We start from the raw sequence: 24,757 nt of genomic DNA on the forward strand, positions 1-24,757 counted from the left end.
AATATGAGTACATTAAATCGTATTTTCAGACATATTAGGTGGTATTATACTCATCTATGGTCTGATGAAAAGTACGTAAAAGATAAGTTTGAACATCGTTTAGGCTATACGTTGAATTTACAGAATCCTAAAACATTTAATGAAAAACTTCAATGGCTTAAACTATATGCTCATAGATCAGAATATGTAACTATGGCTGACAAGTTTCTCGTTAAGGAATATGTTTCACGGATTATAGGTGAAGAGTATGTTGTTCCCTATCTGGGAGTATGGGGTAATGCCAGAGATATTGATTTTGATAAGTTGCCGAATTCATTCGTGTTGAAGTGCAACCATAATTCGGGTGGAAATGTTGTGTGTAAAGATAAGTCAAAACTCAATATCAAAAAATCTGTTCGATTCTTGAATAAGTGTCTTAAGCGAGGTTATTTCTACCAAGGTCGCGATAAACAATATCGCGATATTCAAAGAAAAATTCTGGCAGAAGTGTTTCTGGATGACCATCGAGAGGGAGAACTTCAAGATTACAAATTTTGGTGTTTCGATGGTAATCCCATATATATGTATATGACAAATAAGGGAACTCAAATATTTGAGAATTTTTATGATATGGAATTCAATCCGGTGGCAATTAACCATGGATTCCCTCGTTTTAAGCCAGAATATGCTAAGCCAAAGGAGTTTGAACTGATGAGAGAATTAGCAGAAAAACTATCAAAGGGTATTCCTTTTGTCCGAGTAGATTTTTATGATATTGACGGACATGTTTATTTTGGAGAATACACGTTCTTCGATTGGGGGGGATTCCAACCATTCTCAACCTATGAGCAGGATTTAGAGCTTGGAAAATTGATAAAACTTAATATACATAATGATAAAATGGGATGATAGACCTGTAATTGGTGATAATGTCATCCTCTTTGTGGGCTGCAAACTTTATGGTGACATCTCTATTGGCAACCATGTGATAGTAGCTTCCAATAGTGTTGTCTGCAAGGATGTAGACCATTGTCCTGGTTATTGGACAGAAGATATGCAATGGCATGAGGGTAATAATTTTGATTTTGTGGATGGTAGAAGAGATAGTCAATTCTGTATCCCATATAGAAAACAAATAATCAGAAACAATGAGTAAATCAATAAAAATATGTTTGGCAATACCATCACTTGCTTCTGGAGGTATGGAACGAGTAATGACAGAACTTGTTTGGAATTTTTCGAAAAGGAAAAATGTGGAGTTGTATTTATTGCTTTTTGGGAAAAATAGAGAAATTTTTTATGATATACCGACAAATGTATTTGTTCATAAACCAAATTTTACGTTTAACGATAATTTGCGTAAATGGAATACTATAAAAACGATGTATTTTATTCGGAGAGAAATTGAAATAATACATCCCAATACGATTCTAAGTTTTGGTGAATCTTGGAATAATTTAATTCTTTTAAGTTTGTTATTTACGAAGTATCCCATATTTGTTTCGGATCGGTGTCAACCAGATAAATCGCTAGGAAAAATACAGGATATGCTTCGTAGATGCTTGTATCCAAGAGCAAAAGGTATTATTGTTCAGACTCAAAAAGCGAAAGAAATATACAAAACTCTGTTTAAACATAATAATATAATAGTTATAGGTAATCCTATTCGAAATATAGAGCAAAATCAAATTAATAAAGAGAATATAGTTGTATCTGTAGGAAGACTTATTAGAAGTAAAAATTTTGATCAATTGATTGATATCTTTACTAAGATAGATTGTAAAGATTGGAAGCTTATAATTATAGGAGGAGATGCTTTAAAGCAACATAATAGTATTGTTTTACAGCAACAAATTGACCGATTGAAGATGAATGATAGAATCGTTCTTGCAGGTACTCAGAAAGATGTAGAATCTTATTTATTGAAGAGTAAAATATTTGCTTTTACCTCGAGTAGTGAAGGTTTTCCTAATGTTGTAGGTGAAGCTATGGCTGCTGGGTTACCTGTTGTTTCTTATGATTGTGTAGCAGGTCCGAGTGACTTGATTTTAGATAATAGAAACGGATATTTGATCCCATTATTTGATAAAGATGCTTTTCGATATAAGCTTGAATATCTCATGAAAAACCCTGGAATTGCAGCAGAAATGGGCGCAAGAGCTCAACAAGATATTAAACGTTTTTCTACTAGTTCTATCGGGGATAAATTTTATAATGCAATATTATAGTAATGAAAAAGGAACTTTTTCAAATAAATGTATCACTTAATAAAGGATCTACTGGTCGAATTGCAGAACAGATAGGATTGTTAGCGAAATCTAATGGTTTTGACGTATATTATGCTCATGGTGCGAGATATATTGGTAAGTCAGTTCATCATACAATTAAATTGGGAAATCGATGGAACGAGTATATTCATGCGGGAATATTTGGCAAATTTCTTGGTTTTGATGGAGGAGGGGCTATTTGTTCAACAGAAAGTTTAGTGAATATAATAGATTCTATCCAGCCAGATATAATTCATCTTCATAATATCCATGGTTATTATTTGAATTTTAGGATTCTATTTGAGTATTTGAATAAAAAACAAATACCTATAATATGGACATTGCATGATTGTTGGCCTTTCACAGGAGGGTGTACATTTTTAAATCATTCACAATGTAAAAAATGGAAGATAAAATGTGAAAAGTGTCCATTAAGAAAGTTTATAGATAATAGTATACAAATATATTCTCTTAAAAAAAGATTATTTTCAAACTACCCCAATTTAACCTTGATACCAGTATCAAATTGGTTAGAAGAATTAGTACATGAATCATTTATGAAGGATGTACCTACTCATGTTATTCATAATGGTACAGATTTAGATATCTTTAAGCCGATTGATAAATGTACAGAATTGATAAATCAATATTCGCTTACTGGTAAGCGAATAATTATTGGTGTTGCTGCTCCATGGAGTGCTCGTAAAGGTCTTAATGATTTTTTACAAATTAGTGCAAATCTGTCTGATGAATATATTATTGTTTTAATTGGTTTGAATGAAAAACAAATAGCAAAGTTGCCCCCTAATATTATTGGTATAAAACGTACCGAGAATACATATCAGTTAGCAAAATGGTACAGTCTGGCAGATGTTTTTGTTAATCCTACTTATTCAGATAATTTCCCAACAACTAATATAGAGGCTTTAGCTTGTGGAACTCCAGTAATTACTTATCGAACAGGAGGAAGTCCTGAAGCTATAGATGATAAAACAGGGATTGTTGTAGAGCGTGGGGATATTAAGATGTTGCAAGAGGCTATAGAAACAATTTGTACTAGTAATATTGATTATAGTGTAAATTGTCGTCAGAGGGCTGAAAAGTATTTTAATAAGGATGATAGATTCAGAGAATATATAGATTTATTCAATCAGTTATTGAGACAATGAACATTCTTTTTTTAACTATTGCCGATATTAAAGAAATAGAAACAAGTTCTCTGTATAAAGATTTGCTTCGAAAATTTGTAAAAGAAGGTCACAACATGTATGTAGTTAGTCCTGCTGAACGCCGTACACATGAAAAGACTCATGTATTAGAGTCTATGGATGCCAAAATATTAAAAGTTAGTACTTTAAATATAACACGAACAAATGTTCTAGAAAAGGGAGTTGCGACTATTTTAATTGAAAGTCAATATTATAAGGCAGTTAATCATTATTGGGGGAATATAAAATTCGACTTAATTCTTTATTCTACGCCTCCGATAACTTTTAATAAATTAATCAATAAAATAAAGGAAAAATATGGTGCCAAATCATACCTTCTGTTGAAAGATATATTTCCACAGAATGCAGTTGACATGGGTATGTTAAAAAAAGATAGTATTATGTTTAACTTCTTTAGAAAGAAAGAAAAGAAATTATATGCTTTATCTGATTATATCGGTTGTATGTCACCAGCCAACCTTCGTTTCGTCAAGGTGCATAATCCAGAGATTCCTGATAATAAACTGGAGATTTGTCCGAACAGTATTGACATCAAGGCTAATACAATTCATCCTGACAAAAAAGCCATACGTAGAGAATTTGGTATTCCTGAGGACGCGATGGTTTTCGTCTATGGTGGAAATTTGGGCAAACCGCAAGGCATCGACTTCTTATTGGACGTACTGAAGACCAATGTCGACAAACTGGATCGCTATTTCTTGATTGTAGGAAAGGGTACGGAATACAACAAAATCAGTGAGTGGGTTACTTCTTTGGGTGTTAAGAATGTGAAACTCCTACCTTTCGTTCCTAAGGAGAAATACAATTATCTGATTAGTTCTGGTGATGTAGGTTTAGTGTTTTTAGACCGAAGGTTTACCATTCCAAATTTCCCGACTCGTGTGATGGGGTATCTGCTACACAGAATGCCCGTTTTGTCAGCTACCGATCCGGTAACTGATGTTGGAACTTTGGTAGAGGAGAACGGCTGTGGTTTTTGGGTAGAGAGTGGTGACTTGGCGAAGTTCAACGACTGTATTGAATGGTTTGTAGTCAATCAGGACCAGCTCGGACAGATGGGCGAGAAGGCTTATAGTTATCTTCTTGAAAACTATGAGGTTTCTGTAACCTATAATGCCATTATGAGACATTTTGAATGCAAAAATTAGAAATAAATTTTAAATATCCATTATTATGGCAACGTTAAAGCGAAAACTCATCTCGAACGTGCGCAATATTCTGAATGGGCAATGTGTAAAAGATAGGATAGTGATCATTGATAGTGATGATTGGGGTAGCAATCGCATTGCTTCAAAAGCTTCATTTGACTCTTTAGTTAAAGTAGGATTACTATCATCTAACACATGTGTTTACGATAAATGTGATACCATTGCAAGAAAAGATGATTTATCTTCTTTGTATGAAGTATTATTACGCTATAGAGGTAAAGATGGACAGCCTGCAGTCATTTCTGCATTTTTCACTCCTGCAAATCCTGATTTTAAGAGAATAAAGGAGAATGACTTTCAAAAATACTATTATGAAACATTCTTGGATATATTGGATAAAACGGGAGAAAAAGAGAAAGTTTATTGTCTTTGGAAGCAGGGAATTAATGAAAAAGTTATACACCCAGAGTATCATGGCCGAGAGCATGTTACAGTACCTTTATGGATGAAGTGTTTGCAGACTGGGAATAAACGGATTAGGGAGGCTTTTGACAACGAGTTTTGTTCAATTCCTTTTGAGGGAGTGTCTGGTGTTGCTAAAGGTTTTCGTCCGACATTATTTTTTGAGAATAATGAACAAAAAGAGTGGCTAAAACAATCCTTGGCAGAGGGAATTGATATTTTGAAAACGATATTTGGAATAGCTCCTATTACTTTTGCACCATCAAATGGTGTTTCGCATCCTGATTTTGACCAAATACTTTACCAAAAAGGTGTTATTGGAATACATAATCCGCATAGATTCGTTCCTGATGGTTTTGGTGGAGGAAGTAAAGCCTCTTGTAAATCTCCGAATACTTTGGGACAGACTTACTATACAAGGAATTGTGTGTTTGAACCTGTTCAGGTTTCTTTTGATGCGGTTGATTTTTGTATGGCACAAATTCAAGGTGCATTTAATTGGCATAAAGCTGCCATTATTTCATCCCATAGAGTAAACTATATGGGCGGGATAGATCACCAAAATAGAGACAAAGGTTTAAGAGAGTTAAATCGTCTACTCTCATCTATTATAAAAAAATGGCCGGATGTGTGTTTTATGACTACTGACGACTACATCAAATTAATCAGAGAAAAGAAATGAGAGATATTCCGAAAATACTTTTCCTTGGCGATATGATGCCGGGTGAGAATGTGTATCACATAGGCAGAGGTATCCGCACAAAATATGGGCATGACTATTCGCATTTCATTCCTGAACATATAAAAGGACAGCTCTTAAATGATATTGATGTGGTTGTTTACAACTTTGAGTATTCTTTAGTGCCTAATGATTTTGATTTCAATGATTTTGAAGCATCTATATATGTGTCCACTTTAGAAAGTCTGAAAATCATTCCAGATCATGTAATAAGGGTAGTTAATATAGCAAACAATCATTTTTGGGAAAAAGGAGCAAGCCGGACTAAATATACTATTAATGCTTTAAAGGAACATGGTTTTTTTGTTGCAGGAGAGAATGGAAAGCCCACTATAGTTGAAATCAAAGGACAGCGATTGTTGTTTTGGGGTGCTTCGTTGATAGACTGGGATGTCCCTGTATTTACTGCAACGTACAATGACTTGCTCGATAAGATTGAACTGCCCAAAGAAAAAGGTTGTGATGATGTTTGGGTTATGTCAATTCATTGGGGAACGGAATTTATCACCTATCCAAATCGAAATCAAGTGGAATTGGCGCACCAGCTTGTAGATAGGGGGGGGGATATAATACACGGTCATCATCCTCATGTTTTTCAACCAATTGAAAGATACAATAATGGATTGGTGATGTATAGTATGGGAAATTTTGTTTTTGATGAGAATTTCTCTATTGAAACTCAGAAATCATATTGTGTGAAAATAGCTATAGATGCAGGATTACCATGTGAGTGTCTCTTGATTAAAAACAGAAATTATCAACCTGTTAGCATTCGCCCTTTGTCAGAGCAGTCTTTAGCATTTATTGATGGAGTATATTGGAGTGAAAGAAAGAAAAAACTGGTATCAAAAACCTACAATATTTGCCGAAAAATAGAATTTCTATTTCATATCTGGGAAAATAACTTTTATATATACAAATCAATGAAAAATAGAAAGAAACAGTTATGAAGAATTTGGCTTATTTTTTCTATTACTTAAAAATTACAAATTGGGTGAGATTGAAGTCACATCTGCAGTTTGTATGCAAGTTGAACAATATCAGCAAAATGCGTGTCCTTAAAGATATGATATACTGTACTCTCAAATATGGTACTGCATTCCATGAGTACTTTTATTATGGATTTTGGCAGAAGACTCCACAACAACGATCTGAATACGCGTCTATGGGATTCATGTACGAGTATCAGAAGAAAATGAATCCTCCATCAAAGCGTGAAGTTCTGGCAGACAAAAATAAGTTTGATGTAGCTTATCAGGAGTTTGTGGGTAGAGGATTACTTAATCCAGAAACAGCTTCTATAGCAGATATTGAGAAATTCATTGAAGGTAAACAGAAGATTGTTTTGAAACGCTCTACAGGTGGTGGTGGTAAGAACGTAAAAATACTTACTGGAACGAAAATAAACGCAAAAAACATCCAATTACAGGCTATTGCAGAACGCTTTGATATTCTGGAAGAATTTGTGATTCAACATGAGGATCTTCAGAATCTGTCTCCAAACAGTTTGAATACAGTCCGTTTTATTACACAGTTGAAAATGGATGGTTCTGTTGATATCATAGGCGCAAGTTTGAGAATGGGCATCTACAAGAATACCGATAACCTATCTTCTGGCGGCATAACCTGTAAGGTCAATGTTGAGAAAGGTGTAATTGAATCAAAGGGCTATTCTTTCGATATTACACAGCCATTGTGTGATGTTCACCCAGTATCTGGCATAAAACTGATTGGTTTCCAAATCCCTTATTGGAAAGAAGTGAAGGAGATGTGTAAGAGGGCTGCAGCAAAATATCCAGACAACAGATGCATAGGATGGGATGTCGCTATTAAACAGGACGGACCTCTGCTTATTGAGGGTAATCATGACTGGGGTGCCCGCGTTTGGCAGATGCCTGCAGGCAAGGGTATGAAGACTCTTTTGGAAAAGTATGTATAAATAAAATGTAAATTGTAAGTGTATGAAAACTATTTTGGTGACAGGTATTGGTGGTCTGACCCCACGTTCAATCACCACCATTATTCGTGAGAACCATCCCGATTACAAAATTATCGGTTGTGACATCGAGAAGAAGGCCATAGGCTTCTTCATGAAGGATTTGGTAGATGAGTATTACATCTGCCCTCGTTGCAACACTCCTGAGTACTTCCCATGGATTGAGAAGCTAGTGAAGGAGAAGAACATTGATTATGCTTTCGTACAGCCAGAGAGTGAGATCGTGGAATGGGGTGAGTACTACGAGAAACATGGTAAGTTTCCTTGTCCTACTTTCATGGGTTGTAAGTTGCTTTCACTTTCGCTGAAGGATAAGGCTATCATGGCTGAAGCTTTGGAAGGTACAGAGTTCATCCCTAAGACCATCAAGGTGACTCAAGATAATCCTAAATTCGAAGAGGTGGAGAAGGAGATCGGTTTCCCTTGCTGGATTCGTGCTACAAATGGTACCGGTGGTCTTGGATCTCTGAAACTCAACGATCTGAACAGTTACAAGAGCTGGCTCTTTATTAATAATTTCATTCCAGAGTTTACCGTGAGCGAATTCCTCTCCGGTCGTCACTTGGCCAACGAGATGCTCTACTATAATGGTGAGTATGTGAAAGGGGCTGCTCTGGAGTGTGCAGAGTATGTGATGGCAAGTACTGCTCCTTCGCGTGTGACGGGTAACACTCACTTCGGTCGTTTCCTCAATGAGGATCGCATCAACGAATTTTGTGACCGTTGTATCAAGTATCTGGAAAAGAAACTTGGCGTTACTGCTCATGGCATTCTTTCATTTGACTTGAAGGAGGATAGTGAGGGTAATATGAAAGTGACCGAGGTGAACATTCGCCACATGGCTTATGCAGGTGTGATGGCTCACGTTGGTTTCGACCTGATTGAGGACACCATCAAGATTATGGAAGATGGTAACTGCGACCGTGTAGAGCGTGCACCATATTACCACTATGACAAACCTTACATTTTCTTGCGTGATGTGGACGTAGAGCCTATCATTCTGGAGAGTGAGGAGATTTTTGATGATCCAAAACATCAGTTCTAATGTATAGCATATTTAAGAGAGCATTCGATTTCACATTCTCTCTCATCGTATTGTTGTGCTTGAGCCCTTTCCTTTTGGTGATTACTATCTGGTTACACATTGCCAATAAGGGAGCAGGAGCTTTCTTTTTGCAGCCAAGACCCGGTAAAGATGAGAAGATATTTAATGTCATCAAGTACAAGTCAATGACTGATGAGCGTGATGAGAATGGAAATCTGTTACCTGATACAAAGCGTCTTACTAAGGTAGGATGCTTTGTAAGAGCAACATCGATTGATGAGTTGCCTCAATTTATTAATGTACTGAAGGGCGATATGGCATTGATTGGTCCTCGTCCACTATTGGTGGAATATCTGCCATATTATACAGAACGGGAGGCAAAACGTCATTCTGTCCGTCCGGGAATTACAGGTTATACACAGGTACATGGTCGCAATAACCTACCTTGGGATGAGCGTTTGGAAATGGATGTATATTATGTAGAGCATCTGTCGTTCAGGACCGATTTCATGGTGTTCTGGCGGACTATTGTTAATGTGCTTTCGCGTAAGGATGTACAGGTGATTACGGGTGATCAGAGAACCAGCAAGCTGAGTCAGCAAAGGATACCTCAAAGAGACATTAAAATATGATGGATATCAATCAAGTGTTAAGTTCTATAGAGCAGGTTAAAAATTTGAATGAGCATCAAGTGGTTTATGTGGGTAAACCGTCTGTTGCATTTTTCAAGGAGTATATTCTTGTTCATGACAATGATTTCTACGAGCCCTTAAATGGTAGGATTGATGTGGATGCTTTTGTAGAGAAGGTTCATAGTCTTTCTACTACTTTCGTATTGGTAGTGAATGGTGAACTGGCAGGTCTGATTGCCTCCTATTTCTATGATCTCCCAAGTGAGAAAGGATTCATTACTCTGACTCATACCAAACGAGAGTTCAGAGGGTTGCATCTATCAACTATATTGCTTCAGGCTGTACAAGACTATGCACGTTCTATCTGTTTCAAGTACATAGACTTGATGGTGTATAAGGATAATGCGCCGGCATTTAACCTCTACAAGAAATATGGATTTGAGGTTTTGGAGGATAACAATGGGCGATGTCTGATGAGATGGACGGCTTAAACAGAATATATAAAATACGGTTAATGAAAATCCTAATTAACACAATATCCACTAAGAAGATTACTGGTGGTGCGTTTCAAATTGCACAAAACTTCTTGTTGATCAGCTATTGTTGGGGTACAATCTTTTTGGTTAAATAGCATCGGTTAGACACGGAGGATTTAAACTGCGCCGTATAAACATTTATAGGCGTGCATGTCTTCTGCTGTCTGAATCTGGCTAAAGGCAAAATCTTCAAAGTTGATATATATATATACGAAAAGTTTTAATCATACTTAAAACTTTTCTTGGGAAGTCGGAATGTTTTAATCATAAATAAAACAATTATCTATCATAACAATGAACAAACGAATTTACCTTTGTCTCGCCCACATGAGCGGCAAAGAACAGGCTTTTATAAAAGAAGCCTTCGATACCAACTGGGTGGTCCCTTTAGGTCCTAATGTAAACGCTTTTGAAAAAGATCTGGAAACATTTATAGGGGAGAATAAACAAGTCGTTGCCCTCTCCGCGGGTACGGCAGCCGTCCATCTTGCATTGTTGGCTTGTGGTGTCGGTCCTGGCGATGAAGTGATCGTACAGAGCTTTACTTTCTGTGCCTCTTCGCATCCGGTAACTTACTTGGGTGCTACTCCGGTCTTTGTGGATTCGGAGGCGGATACTTGGAATATGGACCCGGAGTTGTTGGAAGAGGCTATTAAAGATCGGATCGCCAAGACAGGTAAGAAGCCGAAGGCGATTGTTCCCGTTTATCTGTATGGTATGCCTGCCAAGATTGAGGAGATTATGGCGATTGCCAATAAGTATGATATTCCGGTTATCGAGGATGCAGCCGAAGGATTGGGCAGCCGGTATGATGGACAGGTTTGTGGTACGTTCGGACGGTACGGGGTACTTTCTTTCAATGGGAATAAGATGATTACGACTTCCGGAGGCGGTGCATTAATCTGTCCGGATGAAGAGGCAAAAAGGAAAATTATGTTCTATGCTACCCAGGCTCGCGAGTCATATCCTTATTACCAGCATGAAGAGATCGGTTATAATTACCGTATGTCGAATATCTGTGCCGGTATCGGACGCGGGCAGATGACAGTGTTGGAAGAGCATATCGCCCACCATCAGCACACTTGCCGTCTTTACAAGGAGTTACTTGCCGGAGTAGAAGGAGTCGTACTACATGAAAATCCATCTTCCCGGTTCGATAGCAACTATTGGCTGAATACAATCCTGCTTGATCCGGATTTACATGTGAAAGGTGAAGAACATGCGTTTGATGTGGTTGTTCAGGGAGCTGTAGGTGGTGCAGCCGGAGTGACACACGAAGCTTCTTCTTTGCACACAGATTGTGAGCCGAACAAGAATGTAGAGGCGATGCGTATGGCCCTGGATGCTGTCGGTATCGAATCTCGTCCGCTATGGAAACCGATGCATTTGCAACCAGTATATAAGAATAACCCTTGTTATGTGAATGACGTGAGTGAATCGTTGTTCAAACAAGGACTTTGCTTACCGAGTGGTCCTTGTGTAACAGATGAAGATGTGGCTTATATCGTACAGGAAATTAAGAAGTCTATTCTGTAATGAATTTATTAGAATTTTAATAGAATATATGTATGTCAGTATTTAAAGACAAAACCCTCCTAATCACCGGCGGTACCGGTTCTTTCGGTAATGCCGTTCTTCGGCGTTTCTTGGATTCCGATATCAAGGAGATCCGAATCTTTAGCCGAGATGAAAAAAAGCAAGACGATATGCGTCACGCTTTGCAAAATCCTAAAGTGAAATTCTATATCGGGAATGTGCGTAACAAAAACTCTGTGGATGTGGCGATGCGTGGTGTAGACTATGTGTTTTCGGCAGCGGCATTGAAACAGGTGCCCAGTTGCGAGTTCTTTCCGATGGAAGCAACACTGACGAATGTGGGAGGAACAGAAAATGTATTGCTTTCTGCAATCGAACATGGAGTGAAAAATGTAGTGGTACTTTCGACAGATAAGGCCGCTTATCCGATCAATGCAATGGGTATCTCCAAGGCTTTGATGGAAAAGGTGGCGATTGCTAAAGGACGTGAGTTAGGCGAAGGAGCGCAGACAACAATCTGCTGTACCCGCTACGGGAATGTGATGGCAAGCCGTGGTTCGGTGATTCCTCTTTGGGTAGAACAGATAGAACAAGAAAAGCCGATCACTATTACCGATCCGGAAATGACCCGCTTTATGATGACTCTGGATGACGCGGTCGATTTGGTGATCTATGCCTTTACACATGGTCATAACGGTGACCTGTTTGTTCAGAAAGCTCCGGCTGCTACTTTGTCTGTCCTGGCGCAGGCCTTAAAAGAGACATACGCACAGATCGATCCGAAGTATCTGGATACGGAAGTGAAAGTAATCGGTACGCGTCACGGAGAGAAACTGTATGAAACACTGGTAACACGTGAAGAGATGGCGAAAGCGATCGATATGGGAGAGTATTACCGTATTCCTTGCGATACACGCGATTTGAATTATGATAAGTTCTTTACTGAAGGAAGCGAATGTCTCTCTAAGATTGAAGACTATCACAGCCATAACACCACACGTCTGGATGTGGAAGGCATGAAAAAACTATTACTCCGCTTACGTTTTATTCAGGAAGATCTTGGACTGATAGAACGGGCAAAACCAAGAGAAATCAGAAGCGAATAAATCAATTTTAATGTAATGAATATATTAGTTACTGGCGCCAAAGGATTCGTTGGTCGGAACCTTGTTTCCCAACTCCATAATATCCAATCAGGGAAAGCCCTGAATTATCCTGTTTCGGGAACTGATCTAAAGGTTTTCGAATATGATATAGACAGTGATCCGGCTGAGTTGGAGGTCTACTGCAAGAATGCCGATTTCGTCTTTAACCTGGCGGGTGTGAACCGTCCGAAAGATCAGGCGGAATTTATGAAGGGTAACTTCGGCTTTGCATCTACTTTACTGGATACATTGAAAAAGTATAACAATACTTGCCCGGTGATGATCTCGTCGTCTACGCAGGCAGCTTTGGATAATCCGTATGGCGAATCGAAAAGGGCAGGAGAGAACTTATTCTTCGAGTATGCAAAGGAAACCGGAGCGAAAGTTCTGGTTTATCGTTTCCCGAATGTGTTCGGAAAATGGTGCAGGCCGAACTATAACAGTGCTGTCGCTACTTTCTGTAACAATATAGCCAATGATCTGCCTATCCGGGTGAATGATTCGAGTGTGGTTATGAACCTGGTGTATGTGGATGATGTGGTGGATGAACTGATTGCTGCTTTGTCAGGTGGGGAACATCACGAGGGAGACTTTTGTGCGGTTCCTGTCGTTCATACGATCACATTGGGAAGTATTGTCGATTTACTTTATTCTTTTAAAGAAATACCGGATAATTTAGAGGTGCCTGATTTAGGTGATCCTTTCACAAAGAAGTTATATTCGACCTATCTGTCTTATCTGCCGAAAGAGAAATTCTGCTATCCGGTACAGATGAAAACAGATGATCGAGGTAGTTTTACAGAAATTATCCGTACGCCTGACCGGGGACAGTTTTCAGTCAATATCTCCAAACCGGGTGTAACCAAAGGCCAACACTGGCATCATACCAAGAATGAAAAATTTGTGGTCGTAAGCGGTCATGGCTTGATCCGGCTTCGTAAGATCGGAACGGATGAAGTAATCGATTTTGAGGTCAGCGGGGAAAAGATAGAGGTCGTAGAAATGATTCCCGGTTATACGCATAATATCATTAATCTTTCCGATACGGAAGAGCTGGTGACTTTTATGTGGGCCAACGAACCTTTCGACCCGAATAGACCGGATACTTATTTTGAGGAGGTGTAAAAGATAGAATTATGAATAAACTGAAATTAATGACCATCATCGGTACTCGTCCGGAAATCATCCGGTTGGCAGCCGTTATTAAACGATGCGATCAGTACTTCGATCAAATCTTAGTCCATACCGGACAGAATTACGATTATACACTGAACCAGGTTTTCTTTGATGATTTGGGACTTCGTGTCCCTGACTATTATCTGGATGCCGTAGGGGCGGATCTGGGGGAAACGATCGGGAATATCATTGCCAAATCGTATAAACTGATGGTGGAGGTAAAGCCTGATGCCGTGCTGGTGTTGGGAGATACGAACTCCTGCCTTTCGGTAATCGGTGCAAAGCGTTTGCATATTCCTATCTTTCATATGGAGGCGGGTAACCGTTGTTTCGACGAATGTCTGCCGGAAGAAACCAACCGCCGTATCGTGGATGTGACAGCCGATGTCAATATGTGTTATTCGGAACATGCACGCCGGTATCTGAATGCTGCCGGTACGCCGAGAGAACGTACCTATGTAGTCGGTTCGCCGATGGCAGAGGTATTACATAATAACCTGGAACAAATCAAAGCAAGTGATGTACTGGTACGTCTGGGATTGAAGAAAGGAAAGTATATATTATTGTCTGCCCATAGGGAAGAGAATATCGATACGGAAGTAAACTTTTTCAACCTAATGAATGCGGTAAATGCGATGGCAGAGAAATACGATATGCCCATTCTTTATTCCTGCCATCCCCGTTCGAAGAAGTTTATTGAGCAGCGTGGTTTCCGGTTCGATCCGCGTGTGATACAGCATGAACCGTTAGGATTCCATGATTACAATCATCTTCAGATGAATGCCTTTGCTGTCGTGTCCGATTCGGGTACGCTGCCTGAGGAAAGCAGTTTCTTCCTGTCTGTCGGCAATCCGATTCCGGCGGTATGTATCCGCACCAGTACGGAACGTCCGGAAGCATTGGATAAGGGAAATTTCATCTTAGCTGGTATTACGACAGAACAGGTATTACAAGCAGTGGATGTAGCTGTCGAGATGAATAAAGACGGTGCTTTAGGAATCCCTGTTCCTAATTATACGGATGAGAATGTATCGGTGAAGGTAGTCAAGCTGATACAGAGTTATACAGGGGTGGTAAATAAGATGGTTTGGAGAAAATAATTTGTTGAAGTAGGAGGGAGTGTATCACCAATTACACCTGTGACACACCCCCAGTCTTTCCCGAGAGAGGAACTGTTACCCTATAAACCACTTATAAAGACACCCGGCCCCGCCCATCAGCATCAAGCTGTATCCGGACATTCCGAGCCAGTCGGCTTCCCGGTTTTTCCGGCTTCCCCAGTCTCCCTGGGCGAGAGCGAGAGTATCGCCCCGATACAGGTCAGGGTCACTTCCGTTTCCCTCATCAGGAGGGAGAGGAGGCTCAGGAGGAGCAGGCAGAGGATGAGGACAGGGGCAGTCACCGGCTGCCGGCTTTCGCTTGCGGGGAAAGATGATCCGGGCAAGCTGGGTGAGGAAGTTGAGAATTGTTTCAAGGACATTCATGATAATAATTTATTAATTAGGTAATAACCGTTCTATCGACTTGCAAATCGATACCAGCATACGCTGATAAGCGGCACGGTTGTCGCCATTCACTTCGCTGATGTATTTGCTGTACGCGATCTCCTTGGCGTAAGCTGAAGGACAGAAGGTGAGCGTGGCAGCCACGGGATAGGCCGAGTGGATCAGACGGGCGAAATCGAGAAAACTATCTTCGGCTGTGAGATACCGGCGGAACCAAAGAGCCGGTCGGCCTCCTGTGGCAGACAAGTCTGTCCGCCCACCATCCCAGAAAGGATTAGGACGGCCGTAGGCGGTGATACCGAAAAAGTTATTATACTCCTTGGCCAGCGAGCTTTCGCCCCAACCCGTTTCAATAGCCGATTGAGCCAGGATGATGATCGGATTCATTCCGAACCGCTCTCCCGCCTTTTGGGCGAGAGGCAGGTACTGTTTGATGTAATTCTGCTTTGTCATGATATTATTCGATTACCGGACGGTCGTCTTCACCTTCCGAGGGGATGGTAACTGAACCAGGAATGGCCCATTTTTCAAAACTGGCATCGCGAACAAGGTTCATTAACATCGTTCCCGGATAGAAAACGATATGAGCACGGTTGAACAAAGAGGTCTTAAACTCTTCTTCAGTAGCAGCCCCTTTACTACCGGCTACCATACGGAAGCTGCCGAAATCGCCCAAATGGATCGATTCGCCATCGGCAAGGGATTCATTCATGACGGTGATAAAACCGTCTAAAACCAGTAGAATATCACCGCGGCTGGCTGTACTGTATTTGCTGATACGAGCGCAGATACGGTTGAGATCTACTTTTTTGGTAATACTGGTCTGGGCAAAGTAGAGCTCGGTTCCTTCGGCAGCCCCCTTGCTCATGTCCTTACGTTTTACAAGTCTGTACTTTAATGGCATAGTTTGGAATTTAAAAATTAATAATTGAAAATTGTTGGTTATCGATAACATTACAAAGGTACGGTGGCCTGAAAACCCACAGACAGATAGGTGCAGTAAGAGTGGGATAGGAGCAGATAACGACAGTTAATTAATTGGCTTCAGAACACGGGTGTTTCAACGTTAAAACATATATGTTTTAAACGCGAAACATGTATGTTTTGCATATAAAGGGTATATCATTTCACAATCTTGCAGGCTATATGGATGCCTAATTGGAGAATGAATATGATTAATAATATAAACAAGCAAATTGTACAAAGAATAATCGTTTTTTTAAAAAGACCGTTCGTGAAATAACGGGGAAATATTTGTCGTATCCTTCCCTGGAAGAATCGATTGAAAGAGTGAAGAATAACAGCCATTATATTTTATTACTGGCTTTGTTGTTAGGGGATCCGGAGATAAGAAAAAGGAAAACATGGAACGCTTTGGCTAAATCGTTTTTTACTAATTACAGGGAGAAGATATTGCAGTATTGCGGATATGATATCGGGCCGGCTAATCTGGAGCGAATCCGGATAGTGGAGCCGAAATTGTTTATCGAGTATATGTCGGGAATGTTTCGATATGGTATGTTTGAAGAGTGTTCGTATGAAGAATTAGCCGGATTTATCAATCTGGTGTTCAATACAGGCTACGAGCAGACCTATATTTGCAACCTGCTGAAAGCGGCTCATGAGGATTATCAGCATATCCATGATGGAATCAAAATGGAGATAAAGCTGGAACCTGCCAGGAGAGAAGGAATTTTAAGTAATTAACAAGCTGATATATCGCTTGTTAGATTGTGAAATATACGCGAAAAACAGTTTTTTATATACGAAACCTACTGTCTATCTTTGTTTTAGTCGTTGATATACGGTCTTATTTTCCGAAAAAATGGAAAAATCTTGTATTTATAAATTTCTTATAAAAAGAAATACTTCTTACTATATTAAAGAGGAACCGTTTCCGGTCGAATAGAAAGCAAATAGAGTGTAGGGAAGAAGCGAGATAACTCAATGATTTCTGCAAATAGAAATCGTATAACAACGTAAATACTAACAGATATTAATATTTACGGTTATGAACAAAGATCTTCAAAACAGTAGCCAGGTAACAGATTTCCTGGGAAAAGCGTTTATCAAAATGCCGCGCAAGTTATTAAACCAGTCTTTGCATCCGGAGAAAAAAAAGTGTCAGTTGGCCCGTATATATATGGCACTGATCACATTGAGTTTTTTTCGTGATGGAATAGTGATGCTGGGAAAAAACAAACATGTTTGCCGTAGGGGAGAATATGTGGGTACTTATTTGGAACTGGCCCGTTTCACGGCTATCAGTCTCGGTTCGGTAGGTTATTACCTGAAGATACTTGAAATGGAAAAACTGATCGTGTTGAACGCAGTAAAGGGAGGTACCCGTATCGGGATTTGCAATTATGATCTTTTCTCCGGGCACGAACCGGAAATGAACGGTGGGCAGGATGCTTCGGCCGGAGAAGCCGGACGCAGGATGGCCGACGTTGAACGTACAATGGGAGGTCGAAACATGCAGGATATGAATCCGGAGGAAAGGGGGTATGCCTGATGGATGCGGATAAAACGAATAATACGGAAATGGCAGGTATGACCACCTTCGAACTGGAAAGTACGCTGGTTTGTTGCCTGATGACCTCATTGGATGCTCCGATGCAGGTTTCCACGATGTTACGTAAGGAGATGTTTTCGGATAAATCGCTGGGATTTGTCTTCGGTGTGATCATGGATTTGTACGATCATGGTGTGCAGCCGGATATGGTGACGGTCGAAACCGGAATGCGCCGGCTGGATGAAGTCCGCTGGAAGGAACTGAACGGATTGTCGTTTCTGCTTCCGGCTATGCTGAATGTGCGCAATGCGGAGAATGTAATACGTTATGCCGAAGAGGTTAAGCGGCAATATAAATTACGCTGTCTGATGCAGTTGTTCGTGACGTTGAATTTTAGTTCCGGGAAATTCGATGCCGATCCCGACAAGCTGATTGCGGAAGCGGAACAGTCGTTGCAGGAGCTTCGGCGCGACACTGTCGGGGGAAAAGTGATGCGTACGGTAGGAGAATTGGCGGAGGAAGCTTTACAATGGCATAATAGGCGTGCCGAGGCATCGGAGGATGTGACCCGTTTATTGACCGGGATAGAGGAGCTTGACTATGTAACGGGTGGTTTGCACAGGGGCGAAATCCTCATTCTGGGTGGTCGTCCGAGTGACGGGAAGACTGCAGTGGCACTACATATAGCCGTCAATGCAGCGAAGGAAGGGAAACATGTCTGTTTGTTCAGCCTCGAAATGTCGGATTTGCAGATGCTGAACCGTATCCTGGCCGGTATGACGGATGTGGATCCGGATCATTTGCGGATCAGCGGACTGACCGATAAGGAACTGGAGCAATTGAAAGAAGCAAGCCGCAAACTGGAACATCTTCCTCTTTATATGGATTATACGCCTTGTAACACCGTCAGCGATATACGTGCCAAAGTGATGCTGAAAAGCAAACAAGGGGAGTGTGATCTGGTGGTAATCGATTATTTGCACCTGTTGTCGTCTGTCCGCCAGAAGAATGAAACGCAGGACCAGGTTGTGGGGCGTAATGTGGTAGCCCTGAAACAGCTGGCCTTGGAGGCCAATTGTCCGGTACTGCTTGTTTCGCAGATGAACCGGGCCTGTGATACACGTGCCGACAGGGCACATATCCCGGTGATGAGCGACCTGAGGGATTCGGGTACGATCGAGCAGGTGGCGGATTGTGTCGTATTTGTTTACCGTCCCGAGAAGCATGGCATTACGAAAGATGAGCGGACGGGTGAAAGCCTGGTAGGAGTAGGCAAACTCTATATTGTGAAGAACAGAAACGGGGCGACCGGCATTGCACGGTTCCGTTATAATCCTTCGTATACAAAAATCACGGACTATCGTAATACTGCAACATCATGACACATCAGGAAATAAACAATATAAAACAGTCGGCTCCGCAGATCGAAGAGGTCATCGGACGGTATGTGCAGCTGACACGGAAAGGCAAAAGCCTGCTGGGGCTTTGTCCGTTCCATGAAGATCACCATCCTTCTTTGTCCGTTAATCCGGAGAAGCAATATTTTACCTGTTTTGCATGCGGGGAGAAAGGGGATGTGATCCATTTTTTACAGAAGATAGAAAGGGTGTCGTTTGGGGAAGCGGTGAAGAAATTAAAAATTGAAAATGGAAAATTGAAAATTAAATCTGAAGTCAAACCCGAAGTCAAATTGACAAAGCGGGTATGTGAAACAGAGAAACAAAACCTTCTGTTTTTTGCGTCTCTTCTTCCTGCGGCTTCCAGAGACTCGGATCTGACTCCGACCTGGCTTGATTTTGGGGTAGGAACTTCACCGGCTATGGTTGTCGGGGAATGGAAAGCGATGCGTAACCGGCTGGTATTCCCGATACGGGATGAAGAAGGTATACTGGTAGGATTTGGGGCGCGTCGATTGACGGAGACCCCAGGCTCTCCTAAATATATCAATTCGCCGACCAGTGAACTTTATCGTAAGAATGAGATCCTTTACGGATTGCATATCGCCCGTAAGGTGATCAGGGAAAAACAATATGCCATACTGGTAGAAGGCTACAAAGACGTGCTGGCGATGCATGCAGCGGGATTCAGGAATACAGTGGCGCTTTGCGGTACAGCTTTATGCGACGGTCATATTGCGTTGCTGAAGAAATATACATCACGGGTGCTGGTGATGCTGGATGCAGATACTGCCGGAAGAAAAGCTTCGGAAAAGGCCGTTCATCTTCTTAGGATGCAGGGCATACGGGCTTACGGGGTAGAATTACCGGAGGGAGAGGATCCCGACTCGTTGTTCCGGCTTTGGGGAAAAGACCGGTTTACCGGTTATCTCCGGAAAAAGCTTGTACAGGACTCGCCTTCGGAAGAGGCTTTGTTATTGGAACGTATCCGGACAGGGATACAGACGTTGTCCGGCATTACGGATACAACGGATAGGATGCAGGCACTTCGTCGCCTGAATATCGGGATTGCTCACCTGGCCGGTCTGTCGCGGAGGCAGAAACGTCCGGCCACTATGGACTGGAGGTGGGTATGAAACGGGAAGATGAAAAAGGCAAGATAAAGTCTGTGGAAGAAGAAGAGGAAAGAAAGTGGAAGAACCGCAGTTTTACCTGGATGGAACTAGGCGTGTTGTATAGTCCGACACTGACTCCCGCAGCTGCTTCCCGCCGGTTGAAAGCCTGGGTGATGGCGAATGGCGGTTTGATCCGTTGCTTGACAAAGACAGGCTGGAACCGTACGCAACGTATTCTGACACCACGTCAGGTAGGGTGTATTGTGGAGGTGCTGGGAGAACCTTAAAAGAATGTGTCGATAATGAATATATCAATCTGGTTTAAAAAATTGTTTCTCTCTGCCTGTTTGCTGCTGATGGCAACCGATCTTCACGCTCAATATTCATTGGGAGTGACGGGGTTGTTGACAATCCCGACAGCAGACATGCAGGCAGACGGAACTTTTATGGGAGGGGCTAATTTTCTGCCTGAAGCAATGATGCCTTCCAACTGGGAGTATAATACCGGGAATTATTTTGTGAATATAACTTTCCTGCCGTTCCTGGAAGTGGCCTATCGTTGCACTTTGCTTCATGGGGAGTTCGAGAAGGGGAGTAAATGGAATCAGGATCGTTCCGTATCATTGCGTTTTCGTCCATTGAAAGAGGGGAAATGGTGGCCGGCCATCGTGGTAGGATCGAATGACGCGTTTACTACCGGCGAACTGAATATGTTTAAGAGTGCTGCAGGCAACCGCTTTTTCTCATCTGTATATATTGTCGGGACAAAGCATCTGTTATTGGGCGGCCATGACCTGGGCTTTTCCCTGGGAGGGAATATCCCGTTTCGTAAAGATAGTTACCGGAAAGGTATTTTCGGTGGAGTGGGTTATAGTCCGGCTTTTTTGAGGTCTGTTACACTGATGGCCGAATATAATGCGGAAGCCGTTAGTATAGGGGCTGCCGCACAGCTTTTCAATCATTTCTCCTTACATGCTTTTTGTTACGATTTCAAAGCTGTCTCTGCGGGGATAAGATACGAATTTAAATGGTGAAAATATATCATATACTTTGTTTACTCCTTCTGGGCAATCTGTTCTGTTGGAAAGGGAATGCGACGGTGGAGGATAGGCTTGTCAGTCTCGGTATGGAGAATGTAAAGGTTGTGGCACAGGCTGACGGGGTTTGTATCGCTTATGAGGACAATGTGTACCGGGGTACTTATCGCGGATTGTTTGACGTGATCCGGACTTTGCTGAATGATCCGGATGTCGAAGGAGATATACGATTGGTTGTATTGGAAGACCGGATACCTCAGATTACGGTATCGTTAGGCCGGGAAGCCTTGGTCGCTTACCGGCAGGAAGAGGTATCGCTGGCAGCCGTGATGAAGGGGCTGGCGATCAGTTACGATACGGATGAGGTGATGAAGATTTTGAAAGGGGCAAAAGCGGTGAACTGCTCGGCCGGAAAGGTCGATCTGGTATTATACCCGCAGGTCAAACTGCAAAACTCCTGGTTGGATAAGATATACGGAACGGTGTTGAATATTGCTCCGGCTGTGGAGGTAGGGCTTTGGAAAGGAGCTTCTTTCACCGGACAGGTCATTTTCCCGGTGTGGAATAACCTGGTGGGAGAGATGGATTATATCCGTGCCGGGATGCTGGTGTTGCGTCAGGAGATCCGTTTGCCGAAGAATATATTTGCCGCATTGAGTGTGGGTAATTTTAACCAGAACCGGATCGGTGTGGACCTGGATCTTTTGTATCGAGCCAATTCGGATCGCTGGGCTTTCGGGTTGACCGGAGGACTAACCGGTTCGTCTACATTCTACGGCGGCAAATGGGAGGTGACACAATGGAAAAGGGTCAGCGGAACTGCTTTGATCCGTTATAACGAACCCTACTATAATCTGCAATTCGACTTGTCGGCCCACCGCTATATCTATGGCGATTATGGGGTACGTGGGGATTGTAGCCGCCATTTCGGGGAGGTTACAGTTGGTTTGTTTGCCATGTATTCCGGTGGGGAGGCGAACGGCGGTTTCCATTTTGCTATTCCCCTGCCACGCAAAAAACGCAGTAAACATAAGGCTGTGCGGGTACGTTTGCCGGAGTATTTCGACTGGCAGTATGAAGCACAGTCCGGCCCCTGGTATACTTCACGGAAGCTGGGACGCTCTTACAAAACACGTCCGGATGAAAACAGGAGCCGGGGGTATTACAATCCTGATTTTATTAAAGATAACCTGGTCGGTCTGGCTGAACGGTTTAAATAGTATCAAAATAATTATAAACAAAAAAGAAGACGAAATGAAAACGAACAAGTATTTGGTTGTCAGCATGGCTATGTCTCTTGCTGTGACAATTGGTGTAGGATTTAGTTCCTGTAAGAAAGATGAACCGACTCCTGTCATTGTGGAAAATCCGCTGGATGCGGAGGTCTATTATATTGCCGGGAAAGTGATATCGGAGAACAACGCTCTCGAGGGTGTAAAAGTCAGTGCTTCGAGCGTTGAAGCAACAACGGCTGCAGATGGTACGTTCCAGTTGGAAATGAAATCGAAAGATGATTGTATCGTTACTTTCGAAAAGAGTGGCTATGTGACAGTGACGGCGGAAGTCGGTTTCCCGGCGGATGCTAAAAAACAAAGTATCGTATTACTGTCACAGGAGCTGGAAACAAAAAATCCGCCGGTGACAATTTCCTCCGATGTAGAACAGACGGTGATAGAAGTAAAGCGGAAGATGATCGAGTTGACCTTTCCGGCAGGTGCGGTTAAATCGGCAACAGATATAACGGTAACTGCTTATAAAGAGGGTGCTAAAAAGACTCAGGCAGGTACGGTACGTGCCAGTCTTTCTACTGTAAACTGTGAACCCGACGGCCAGTCGTTTGAGAAACCGATTGAATTGCGGATGAAAAATCCGACAGGCAAAGGTGTCTATTTTGCCGATGTAAAACATTATGTGGAAAAGAATGGCGTGTGGAGTGAGACAGGAGCAGCAGATTATAACGGTAACGGATATTATGTGACTTCCATCGATGGCTTTTCAAATCACTCGTTCGGCGTGCCTTGCTCGTCACAGAAAGGAACTTCCAAGACTGAAAATCTGAAATCGATTGTGATTGATAACCTGGGAAAAATGGATTCGCAGGAACAGTCGATCGACGTAACATCACATTTGGGATGGAAAATAGACGGAACGACAAGCGATTTATTAAAGAAGCAATTGGCCGGTTTGAGCGATAGCGATATTACTGCTTTATCCGGTGCAGTCGAACTGACTCTGGCATCGTTGGTAGGGGGAGCTCCGAGTGTCGGCGAAATGACATTGAAGCGCGATGCCAGAATAAGCGGCGACATGAAAACGACTGTTTCCATTGTCGAACGGACAACGACAACCGTATTTAGTTTTCCGGTCGTATTCGGAGGGCAGACTGTCGCTTTGACTATTCCGGTTGTTAAATACGATGGGGTAGACCTGGTTATAACAACTGAAAAGGGGGCAAGTCATGGAACACATTCCGGTGGCTCTGGTGAATAAATAATCCGAAACAGAAGAGTATGAAGGTGAAATATGTAGCTTATCTGGTAGTCTGCATGGCGGTGTTTTTGTCCGCCTGCACGTCTACCAAGAAAATTATCTATCTGCAGGATGTCGTCCCCTTAAAACAGCAGGAGATCGAGCAGAAATATGAAGTGATTATCCATAGCGACGACCTGCTGGCCATTATGGTGAACAGCCGTGATCCGGAACTGGCATTGCCATTCAATATGCCGATGATAACTTATCAGTTGGGGTCTGCCAGTACTGGTCAGCAACGTGTATTAGGATATCTGGTGGATACGAACGGTAATATCGATTTCCCGATTCTGGGACAGATCCATGCGGAAGGATTGACACGTATGCAATTGACGGAGTTGATCAAGAACAAATTGATTGAAGGCGACCTAATCAAAGATCCGATCGTGACGGTGCAGTTCCTGAACTTTAAAATATCCGTGATGGGGGAAGTAAGCCGTCCGGGTAGCTTTACTATTTCCGGCGATCGTATCACCTTGTTGGAGGCATTGAGCATGGCGGGCGACCTGACCATCTACGGACGTCGCGACCGGGTAGGGGTGATCCGTGAAAACGACGGAAAGCGTACGATCCTTTTCCATGACCTGCGCTCGGCAGATATATTTAACTCTCCTTGCTATTATTTGCAGCAAAACGATATTGTGTATGTGGAACCGAACAAGGCGAAGGCAGGCCAGAGCAGCATTAACCAGAATAACTCCATCGGTGTCTGGGTGTCTGTTATTTCATTGCTGACGACAATCGCGGTATTAATATTTAAATAATCGGA

The 24,757-nt window shown here is 42.0% G+C and carries 27 protein-coding genes; 24 read left to right on the top strand and 3 right to left on the bottom strand.

Going from position 1 to position 24,757, the window contains the following annotated elements:
- Positions 1 to 3 precede the first annotated feature (3 nt).
- From HMPREF1212_RS08620 to wecB, 15 genes are all read left to right on the top strand, one after another.
- Positions 4 to 888, top strand: a complete 885-nt coding sequence (locus HMPREF1212_RS08620; RefSeq protein WP_046149079.1) for an ATP-grasp fold amidoligase family protein — start codon at positions 4 to 6, stop codon at positions 886 to 888.
- The gene (locus HMPREF1212_RS27550) at positions 872 to 1,135 is read left to right on the top strand and encodes an LbetaH domain-containing protein (protein ID WP_046149080.1); all 264 of its coding nucleotides are present in this window, start codon (positions 872 to 874) and stop codon (positions 1,133 to 1,135) included. Before HMPREF1212_RS08620 ends, HMPREF1212_RS27550 begins: the two co-directional genes overlap by 17 nt.
- Positions 1,128 to 2,207: a glycosyltransferase gene (locus HMPREF1212_RS08630; RefSeq protein WP_046149081.1), complete on the top strand. Its 1,080-nt coding sequence runs from the start codon at positions 1,128 to 1,130 to the stop codon at positions 2,205 to 2,207. The genes HMPREF1212_RS27550 and HMPREF1212_RS08630 overlap by 8 nt, the downstream gene beginning before the upstream one ends.
- Before the next feature lie 2 nt (positions 2,208 to 2,209).
- Entirely contained in the window at positions 2,210 to 3,415 is a 1,206-nt protein-coding gene (locus HMPREF1212_RS08635) for a glycosyltransferase (protein ID WP_046149082.1), read from the top strand.
- Positions 3,412 to 4,623, top strand: a complete 1,212-nt coding sequence (locus HMPREF1212_RS08640; protein ID WP_046149083.1) for a glycosyltransferase family 4 protein — start codon at positions 3,412 to 3,414, stop codon at positions 4,621 to 4,623. Before HMPREF1212_RS08635 ends, HMPREF1212_RS08640 begins: the two co-directional genes overlap by 4 nt.
- A gap of 25 nt (positions 4,624 to 4,648) precedes the next feature.
- Positions 4,649 to 5,767, top strand: coding sequence for a hypothetical protein (locus HMPREF1212_RS08645; RefSeq protein WP_046149084.1), 1,119 nt, complete (start codon positions 4,649 to 4,651; stop codon positions 5,765 to 5,767).
- The gene (locus tag HMPREF1212_RS08650) at positions 5,764 to 6,774 is read left to right on the top strand and encodes a CapA family protein (RefSeq protein ID WP_046149085.1); all 1,011 of its coding nucleotides are present in this window, start codon (positions 5,764 to 5,766) and stop codon (positions 6,772 to 6,774) included. The genes HMPREF1212_RS08645 and HMPREF1212_RS08650 overlap by 4 nt, the downstream gene beginning before the upstream one ends.
- On the top strand, positions 6,771 to 7,763 hold the full coding sequence (locus tag HMPREF1212_RS08655) for a sugar-transfer associated ATP-grasp domain-containing protein (RefSeq protein ID WP_052724951.1): 993 nt from the start codon (positions 6,771 to 6,773) through the stop codon (positions 7,761 to 7,763). The genes HMPREF1212_RS08650 and HMPREF1212_RS08655 overlap by 4 nt, the downstream gene beginning before the upstream one ends.
- Before the next feature lie 229 nt (positions 7,764 to 7,992).
- On the top strand, positions 7,993 to 8,865 hold the full coding sequence (locus tag HMPREF1212_RS08660; RefSeq protein ID WP_157316975.1) for an ATP-grasp domain-containing protein: 873 nt from the start codon (positions 7,993 to 7,995) through the stop codon (positions 8,863 to 8,865).
- Positions 8,865 to 9,497: a sugar transferase gene (locus HMPREF1212_RS08665; RefSeq protein WP_046149087.1), complete on the top strand. Its 633-nt coding sequence runs from the start codon at positions 8,865 to 8,867 to the stop codon at positions 9,495 to 9,497. The genes HMPREF1212_RS08660 and HMPREF1212_RS08665 overlap by 1 nt, the downstream gene beginning before the upstream one ends.
- Before the next feature lie 44 nt (positions 9,498 to 9,541).
- Positions 9,542 to 9,988 carry a GNAT family N-acetyltransferase gene (locus tag HMPREF1212_RS08670; protein ID WP_157316977.1) on the top strand — a complete coding sequence of 149 codons (447 nt, stop codon included), beginning with the start codon at positions 9,542 to 9,544 and terminating at the stop codon, positions 9,986 to 9,988.
- Between the two features lie 339 nt (positions 9,989 to 10,327).
- On the top strand, positions 10,328 to 11,569 hold the full coding sequence (locus tag HMPREF1212_RS08675) for a DegT/DnrJ/EryC1/StrS family aminotransferase (protein ID WP_046149089.1): 1,242 nt from the start codon (positions 10,328 to 10,330) through the stop codon (positions 11,567 to 11,569).
- Between the two features lie 32 nt (positions 11,570 to 11,601).
- Positions 11,602 to 12,675, top strand: coding sequence for a polysaccharide biosynthesis protein (locus HMPREF1212_RS08680; RefSeq protein ID WP_046149090.1), 1,074 nt, complete (start codon positions 11,602 to 11,604; stop codon positions 12,673 to 12,675).
- A gap of 15 nt (positions 12,676 to 12,690) precedes the next feature.
- Positions 12,691 to 13,839 carry a capsular polysaccharide biosynthesis protein CapF gene (locus HMPREF1212_RS08685; protein WP_046149091.1) on the top strand — a complete coding sequence of 383 codons (1,149 nt, stop codon included), beginning with the start codon at positions 12,691 to 12,693 and terminating at the stop codon, positions 13,837 to 13,839.
- Between the two features lie 11 nt (positions 13,840 to 13,850).
- The gene (gene wecB, locus HMPREF1212_RS08690; protein WP_046149092.1) at positions 13,851 to 14,990 is read left to right on the top strand and encodes a non-hydrolyzing UDP-N-acetylglucosamine 2-epimerase; all 1,140 of its coding nucleotides are present in this window, start codon (positions 13,851 to 13,853) and stop codon (positions 14,988 to 14,990) included.
- 75 nt (positions 14,991 to 15,065) lie between these two features.
- Here the strand turns inward: wecB and HMPREF1212_RS08695 are convergent, their stop codons facing one another.
- The 3 genes from HMPREF1212_RS08695 to HMPREF1212_RS08705 are packed head-to-tail and all read right to left on the bottom strand — an operon-like array spanning position 15,066 to position 16,299.
- Complete coding sequence (locus HMPREF1212_RS08695) at positions 15,066 to 15,374, bottom strand: hypothetical protein (protein WP_046149093.1); 309 nt, start codon at positions 15,372 to 15,374, stop codon at positions 15,066 to 15,068.
- Between the two features lie 12 nt (positions 15,375 to 15,386).
- A complete protein-coding gene (locus HMPREF1212_RS08700; RefSeq protein ID WP_028728172.1) occupies positions 15,387 to 15,848 on the bottom strand; it encodes a glucosaminidase domain-containing protein in 462 nt (153 codons plus the stop codon).
- 4 nt (positions 15,849 to 15,852) lie between these two features.
- Entirely contained in the window at positions 15,853 to 16,299 is a 447-nt protein-coding gene (locus HMPREF1212_RS08705; RefSeq protein ID WP_046149094.1) for an HU family DNA-binding protein, read from the bottom strand.
- 350 nt (positions 16,300 to 16,649) lie between these two features.
- On the opposite strand from HMPREF1212_RS08705, the gene HMPREF1212_RS08710 reads away from it, so the two are divergent.
- The 9 genes from HMPREF1212_RS08710 (at position 16,650) to HMPREF1212_RS08750 (ending at position 24,752) form a co-directional block, all read left to right on the top strand.
- Positions 16,650 to 17,102, top strand: a complete 453-nt coding sequence (locus tag HMPREF1212_RS08710; RefSeq protein WP_046149095.1) for a hypothetical protein — start codon at positions 16,650 to 16,652, stop codon at positions 17,100 to 17,102.
- A gap of 304 nt (positions 17,103 to 17,406) precedes the next feature.
- Complete coding sequence (locus tag HMPREF1212_RS08715) at positions 17,407 to 17,910, top strand: hypothetical protein (protein ID WP_046149096.1); 504 nt, start codon at positions 17,407 to 17,409, stop codon at positions 17,908 to 17,910.
- Complete coding sequence (locus HMPREF1212_RS08720) at positions 17,910 to 19,292, top strand: replicative DNA helicase (protein ID WP_082099855.1); 1,383 nt, start codon at positions 17,910 to 17,912, stop codon at positions 19,290 to 19,292. The genes HMPREF1212_RS08715 and HMPREF1212_RS08720 overlap by 1 nt, the downstream gene beginning before the upstream one ends.
- On the top strand, positions 19,289 to 20,443 hold the full coding sequence (locus HMPREF1212_RS08725) for a DNA primase (RefSeq protein WP_046149098.1): 1,155 nt from the start codon (positions 19,289 to 19,291) through the stop codon (positions 20,441 to 20,443). The genes HMPREF1212_RS08720 and HMPREF1212_RS08725 overlap by 4 nt, the downstream gene beginning before the upstream one ends.
- Positions 20,440 to 20,709, top strand: coding sequence for a DUF4248 domain-containing protein (locus tag HMPREF1212_RS08730; protein ID WP_044192438.1), 270 nt, complete (start codon positions 20,440 to 20,442; stop codon positions 20,707 to 20,709). Before HMPREF1212_RS08725 ends, HMPREF1212_RS08730 begins: the two co-directional genes overlap by 4 nt.
- Before the next feature lie 15 nt (positions 20,710 to 20,724).
- Complete coding sequence (locus HMPREF1212_RS08735; RefSeq protein WP_046149099.1) at positions 20,725 to 21,456, top strand: YjbH domain-containing protein; 732 nt, start codon at positions 20,725 to 20,727, stop codon at positions 21,454 to 21,456.
- A complete protein-coding gene (locus HMPREF1212_RS08740; RefSeq protein WP_052724952.1) occupies positions 21,450 to 22,679 on the top strand; it encodes a YjbH domain-containing protein in 1,230 nt (409 codons plus the stop codon). Before HMPREF1212_RS08735 ends, HMPREF1212_RS08740 begins: the two co-directional genes overlap by 7 nt.
- A gap of 34 nt (positions 22,680 to 22,713) precedes the next feature.
- On the top strand, positions 22,714 to 23,949 hold the full coding sequence (locus tag HMPREF1212_RS08745; RefSeq protein ID WP_046150301.1) for a hypothetical protein: 1,236 nt from the start codon (positions 22,714 to 22,716) through the stop codon (positions 23,947 to 23,949).
- Positions 23,950 to 23,969: 20 nt separating this feature from the next.
- Entirely contained in the window at positions 23,970 to 24,752 is a 783-nt protein-coding gene (locus tag HMPREF1212_RS08750; protein WP_046149100.1) for a polysaccharide biosynthesis/export family protein, read from the top strand.
- Positions 24,753 to 24,757: the final 5 nt, after the last annotated feature.

It is taken from the genome of Parabacteroides sp. HGS0025 (genome assembly GCF_000969845.1).
In the GTDB taxonomy this organism is placed as follows: domain Bacteria; phylum Bacteroidota; class Bacteroidia; order Bacteroidales; family Tannerellaceae; genus Parabacteroides; species Parabacteroides gordonii.

What these genes read in the sequence shown, in the direction of transcription:
- HMPREF1212_RS08725 (WP_046149098.1), top strand. Translation starts at nt 19,289, where the DNA reads ATGACACATCAGGAAATAAACAATATAAAACAGTCGGCTCCGCAGATC.
- HMPREF1212_RS08675 (WP_046149089.1), top strand. Translation starts at nt 10,328, where the DNA reads ATGAACAAACGAATTTACCTTTGTCTCGCCCACATGAGCGGCAAAGAA.
- HMPREF1212_RS08680 (WP_046149090.1), top strand. Translation starts at nt 11,602, where the DNA reads ATGTCAGTATTTAAAGACAAAACCCTCCTAATCACCGGCGGTACCGGT.
- HMPREF1212_RS08740 (WP_052724952.1), top strand. Translation starts at nt 21,450, where the DNA reads ATGGTGAAAATATATCATATACTTTGTTTACTCCTTCTGGGCAATCTG.
- HMPREF1212_RS08650 (WP_046149085.1), top strand. Translation starts at nt 5,764, where the DNA reads ATGAGAGATATTCCGAAAATACTTTTCCTTGGCGATATGATGCCGGGT.
- HMPREF1212_RS08630 (WP_046149081.1), top strand. Translation starts at nt 1,128, where the DNA reads ATGAGTAAATCAATAAAAATATGTTTGGCAATACCATCACTTGCTTCT.
- HMPREF1212_RS08720 (WP_082099855.1), top strand. Translation starts at nt 17,910, where the DNA reads ATGGATGCGGATAAAACGAATAATACGGAAATGGCAGGTATGACCACC.
- HMPREF1212_RS08645 (WP_046149084.1), top strand. Translation starts at nt 4,649, where the DNA reads ATGGCAACGTTAAAGCGAAAACTCATCTCGAACGTGCGCAATATTCTG.
- HMPREF1212_RS08695 (WP_046149093.1), bottom strand. Translation starts at nt 15,374, where the DNA reads ATGAATGTCCTTGAAACAATTCTCAACTTCCTCACCCAGCTTGCCCGG.
- HMPREF1212_RS08735 (WP_046149099.1), top strand. Translation starts at nt 20,725, where the DNA reads ATGAATATATCAATCTGGTTTAAAAAATTGTTTCTCTCTGCCTGTTTG.
- HMPREF1212_RS08730 (WP_044192438.1), top strand. Translation starts at nt 20,440, where the DNA reads ATGAAACGGGAAGATGAAAAAGGCAAGATAAAGTCTGTGGAAGAAGAA.
- HMPREF1212_RS08700 (WP_028728172.1), bottom strand. Translation starts at nt 15,848, where the DNA reads ATGACAAAGCAGAATTACATCAAACAGTACCTGCCTCTCGCCCAAAAG.
- HMPREF1212_RS08635 (WP_046149082.1), top strand. Translation starts at nt 2,210, where the DNA reads ATGAAAAAGGAACTTTTTCAAATAAATGTATCACTTAATAAAGGATCT.
- HMPREF1212_RS08685 (WP_046149091.1), top strand. Translation starts at nt 12,691, where the DNA reads ATGAATATATTAGTTACTGGCGCCAAAGGATTCGTTGGTCGGAACCTT.
- HMPREF1212_RS08655 (WP_052724951.1), top strand. Translation starts at nt 6,771, where the DNA reads ATGAAGAATTTGGCTTATTTTTTCTATTACTTAAAAATTACAAATTGG.
- HMPREF1212_RS08715 (WP_046149096.1), top strand. Translation starts at nt 17,407, where the DNA reads ATGAACAAAGATCTTCAAAACAGTAGCCAGGTAACAGATTTCCTGGGA.
- HMPREF1212_RS08745 (WP_046150301.1), top strand. Translation starts at nt 22,714, where the DNA reads ATGAAAACGAACAAGTATTTGGTTGTCAGCATGGCTATGTCTCTTGCT.
- HMPREF1212_RS08750 (WP_046149100.1), top strand. Translation starts at nt 23,970, where the DNA reads ATGAAGGTGAAATATGTAGCTTATCTGGTAGTCTGCATGGCGGTGTTT.
- HMPREF1212_RS27550 (WP_046149080.1), top strand. Translation starts at nt 872, where the DNA reads ATGATAAAATGGGATGATAGACCTGTAATTGGTGATAATGTCATCCTC.
- HMPREF1212_RS08665 (WP_046149087.1), top strand. Translation starts at nt 8,865, where the DNA reads ATGTATAGCATATTTAAGAGAGCATTCGATTTCACATTCTCTCTCATC.
- HMPREF1212_RS08705 (WP_046149094.1), bottom strand. Translation starts at nt 16,299, where the DNA reads ATGCCATTAAAGTACAGACTTGTAAAACGTAAGGACATGAGCAAGGGG.
- wecB (WP_046149092.1), top strand. Translation starts at nt 13,851, where the DNA reads ATGAATAAACTGAAATTAATGACCATCATCGGTACTCGTCCGGAAATC.
- HMPREF1212_RS08620 (WP_046149079.1), top strand. Translation starts at nt 4, where the DNA reads ATGAGTACATTAAATCGTATTTTCAGACATATTAGGTGGTATTATACT.
- HMPREF1212_RS08640 (WP_046149083.1), top strand. Translation starts at nt 3,412, where the DNA reads ATGAACATTCTTTTTTTAACTATTGCCGATATTAAAGAAATAGAAACA.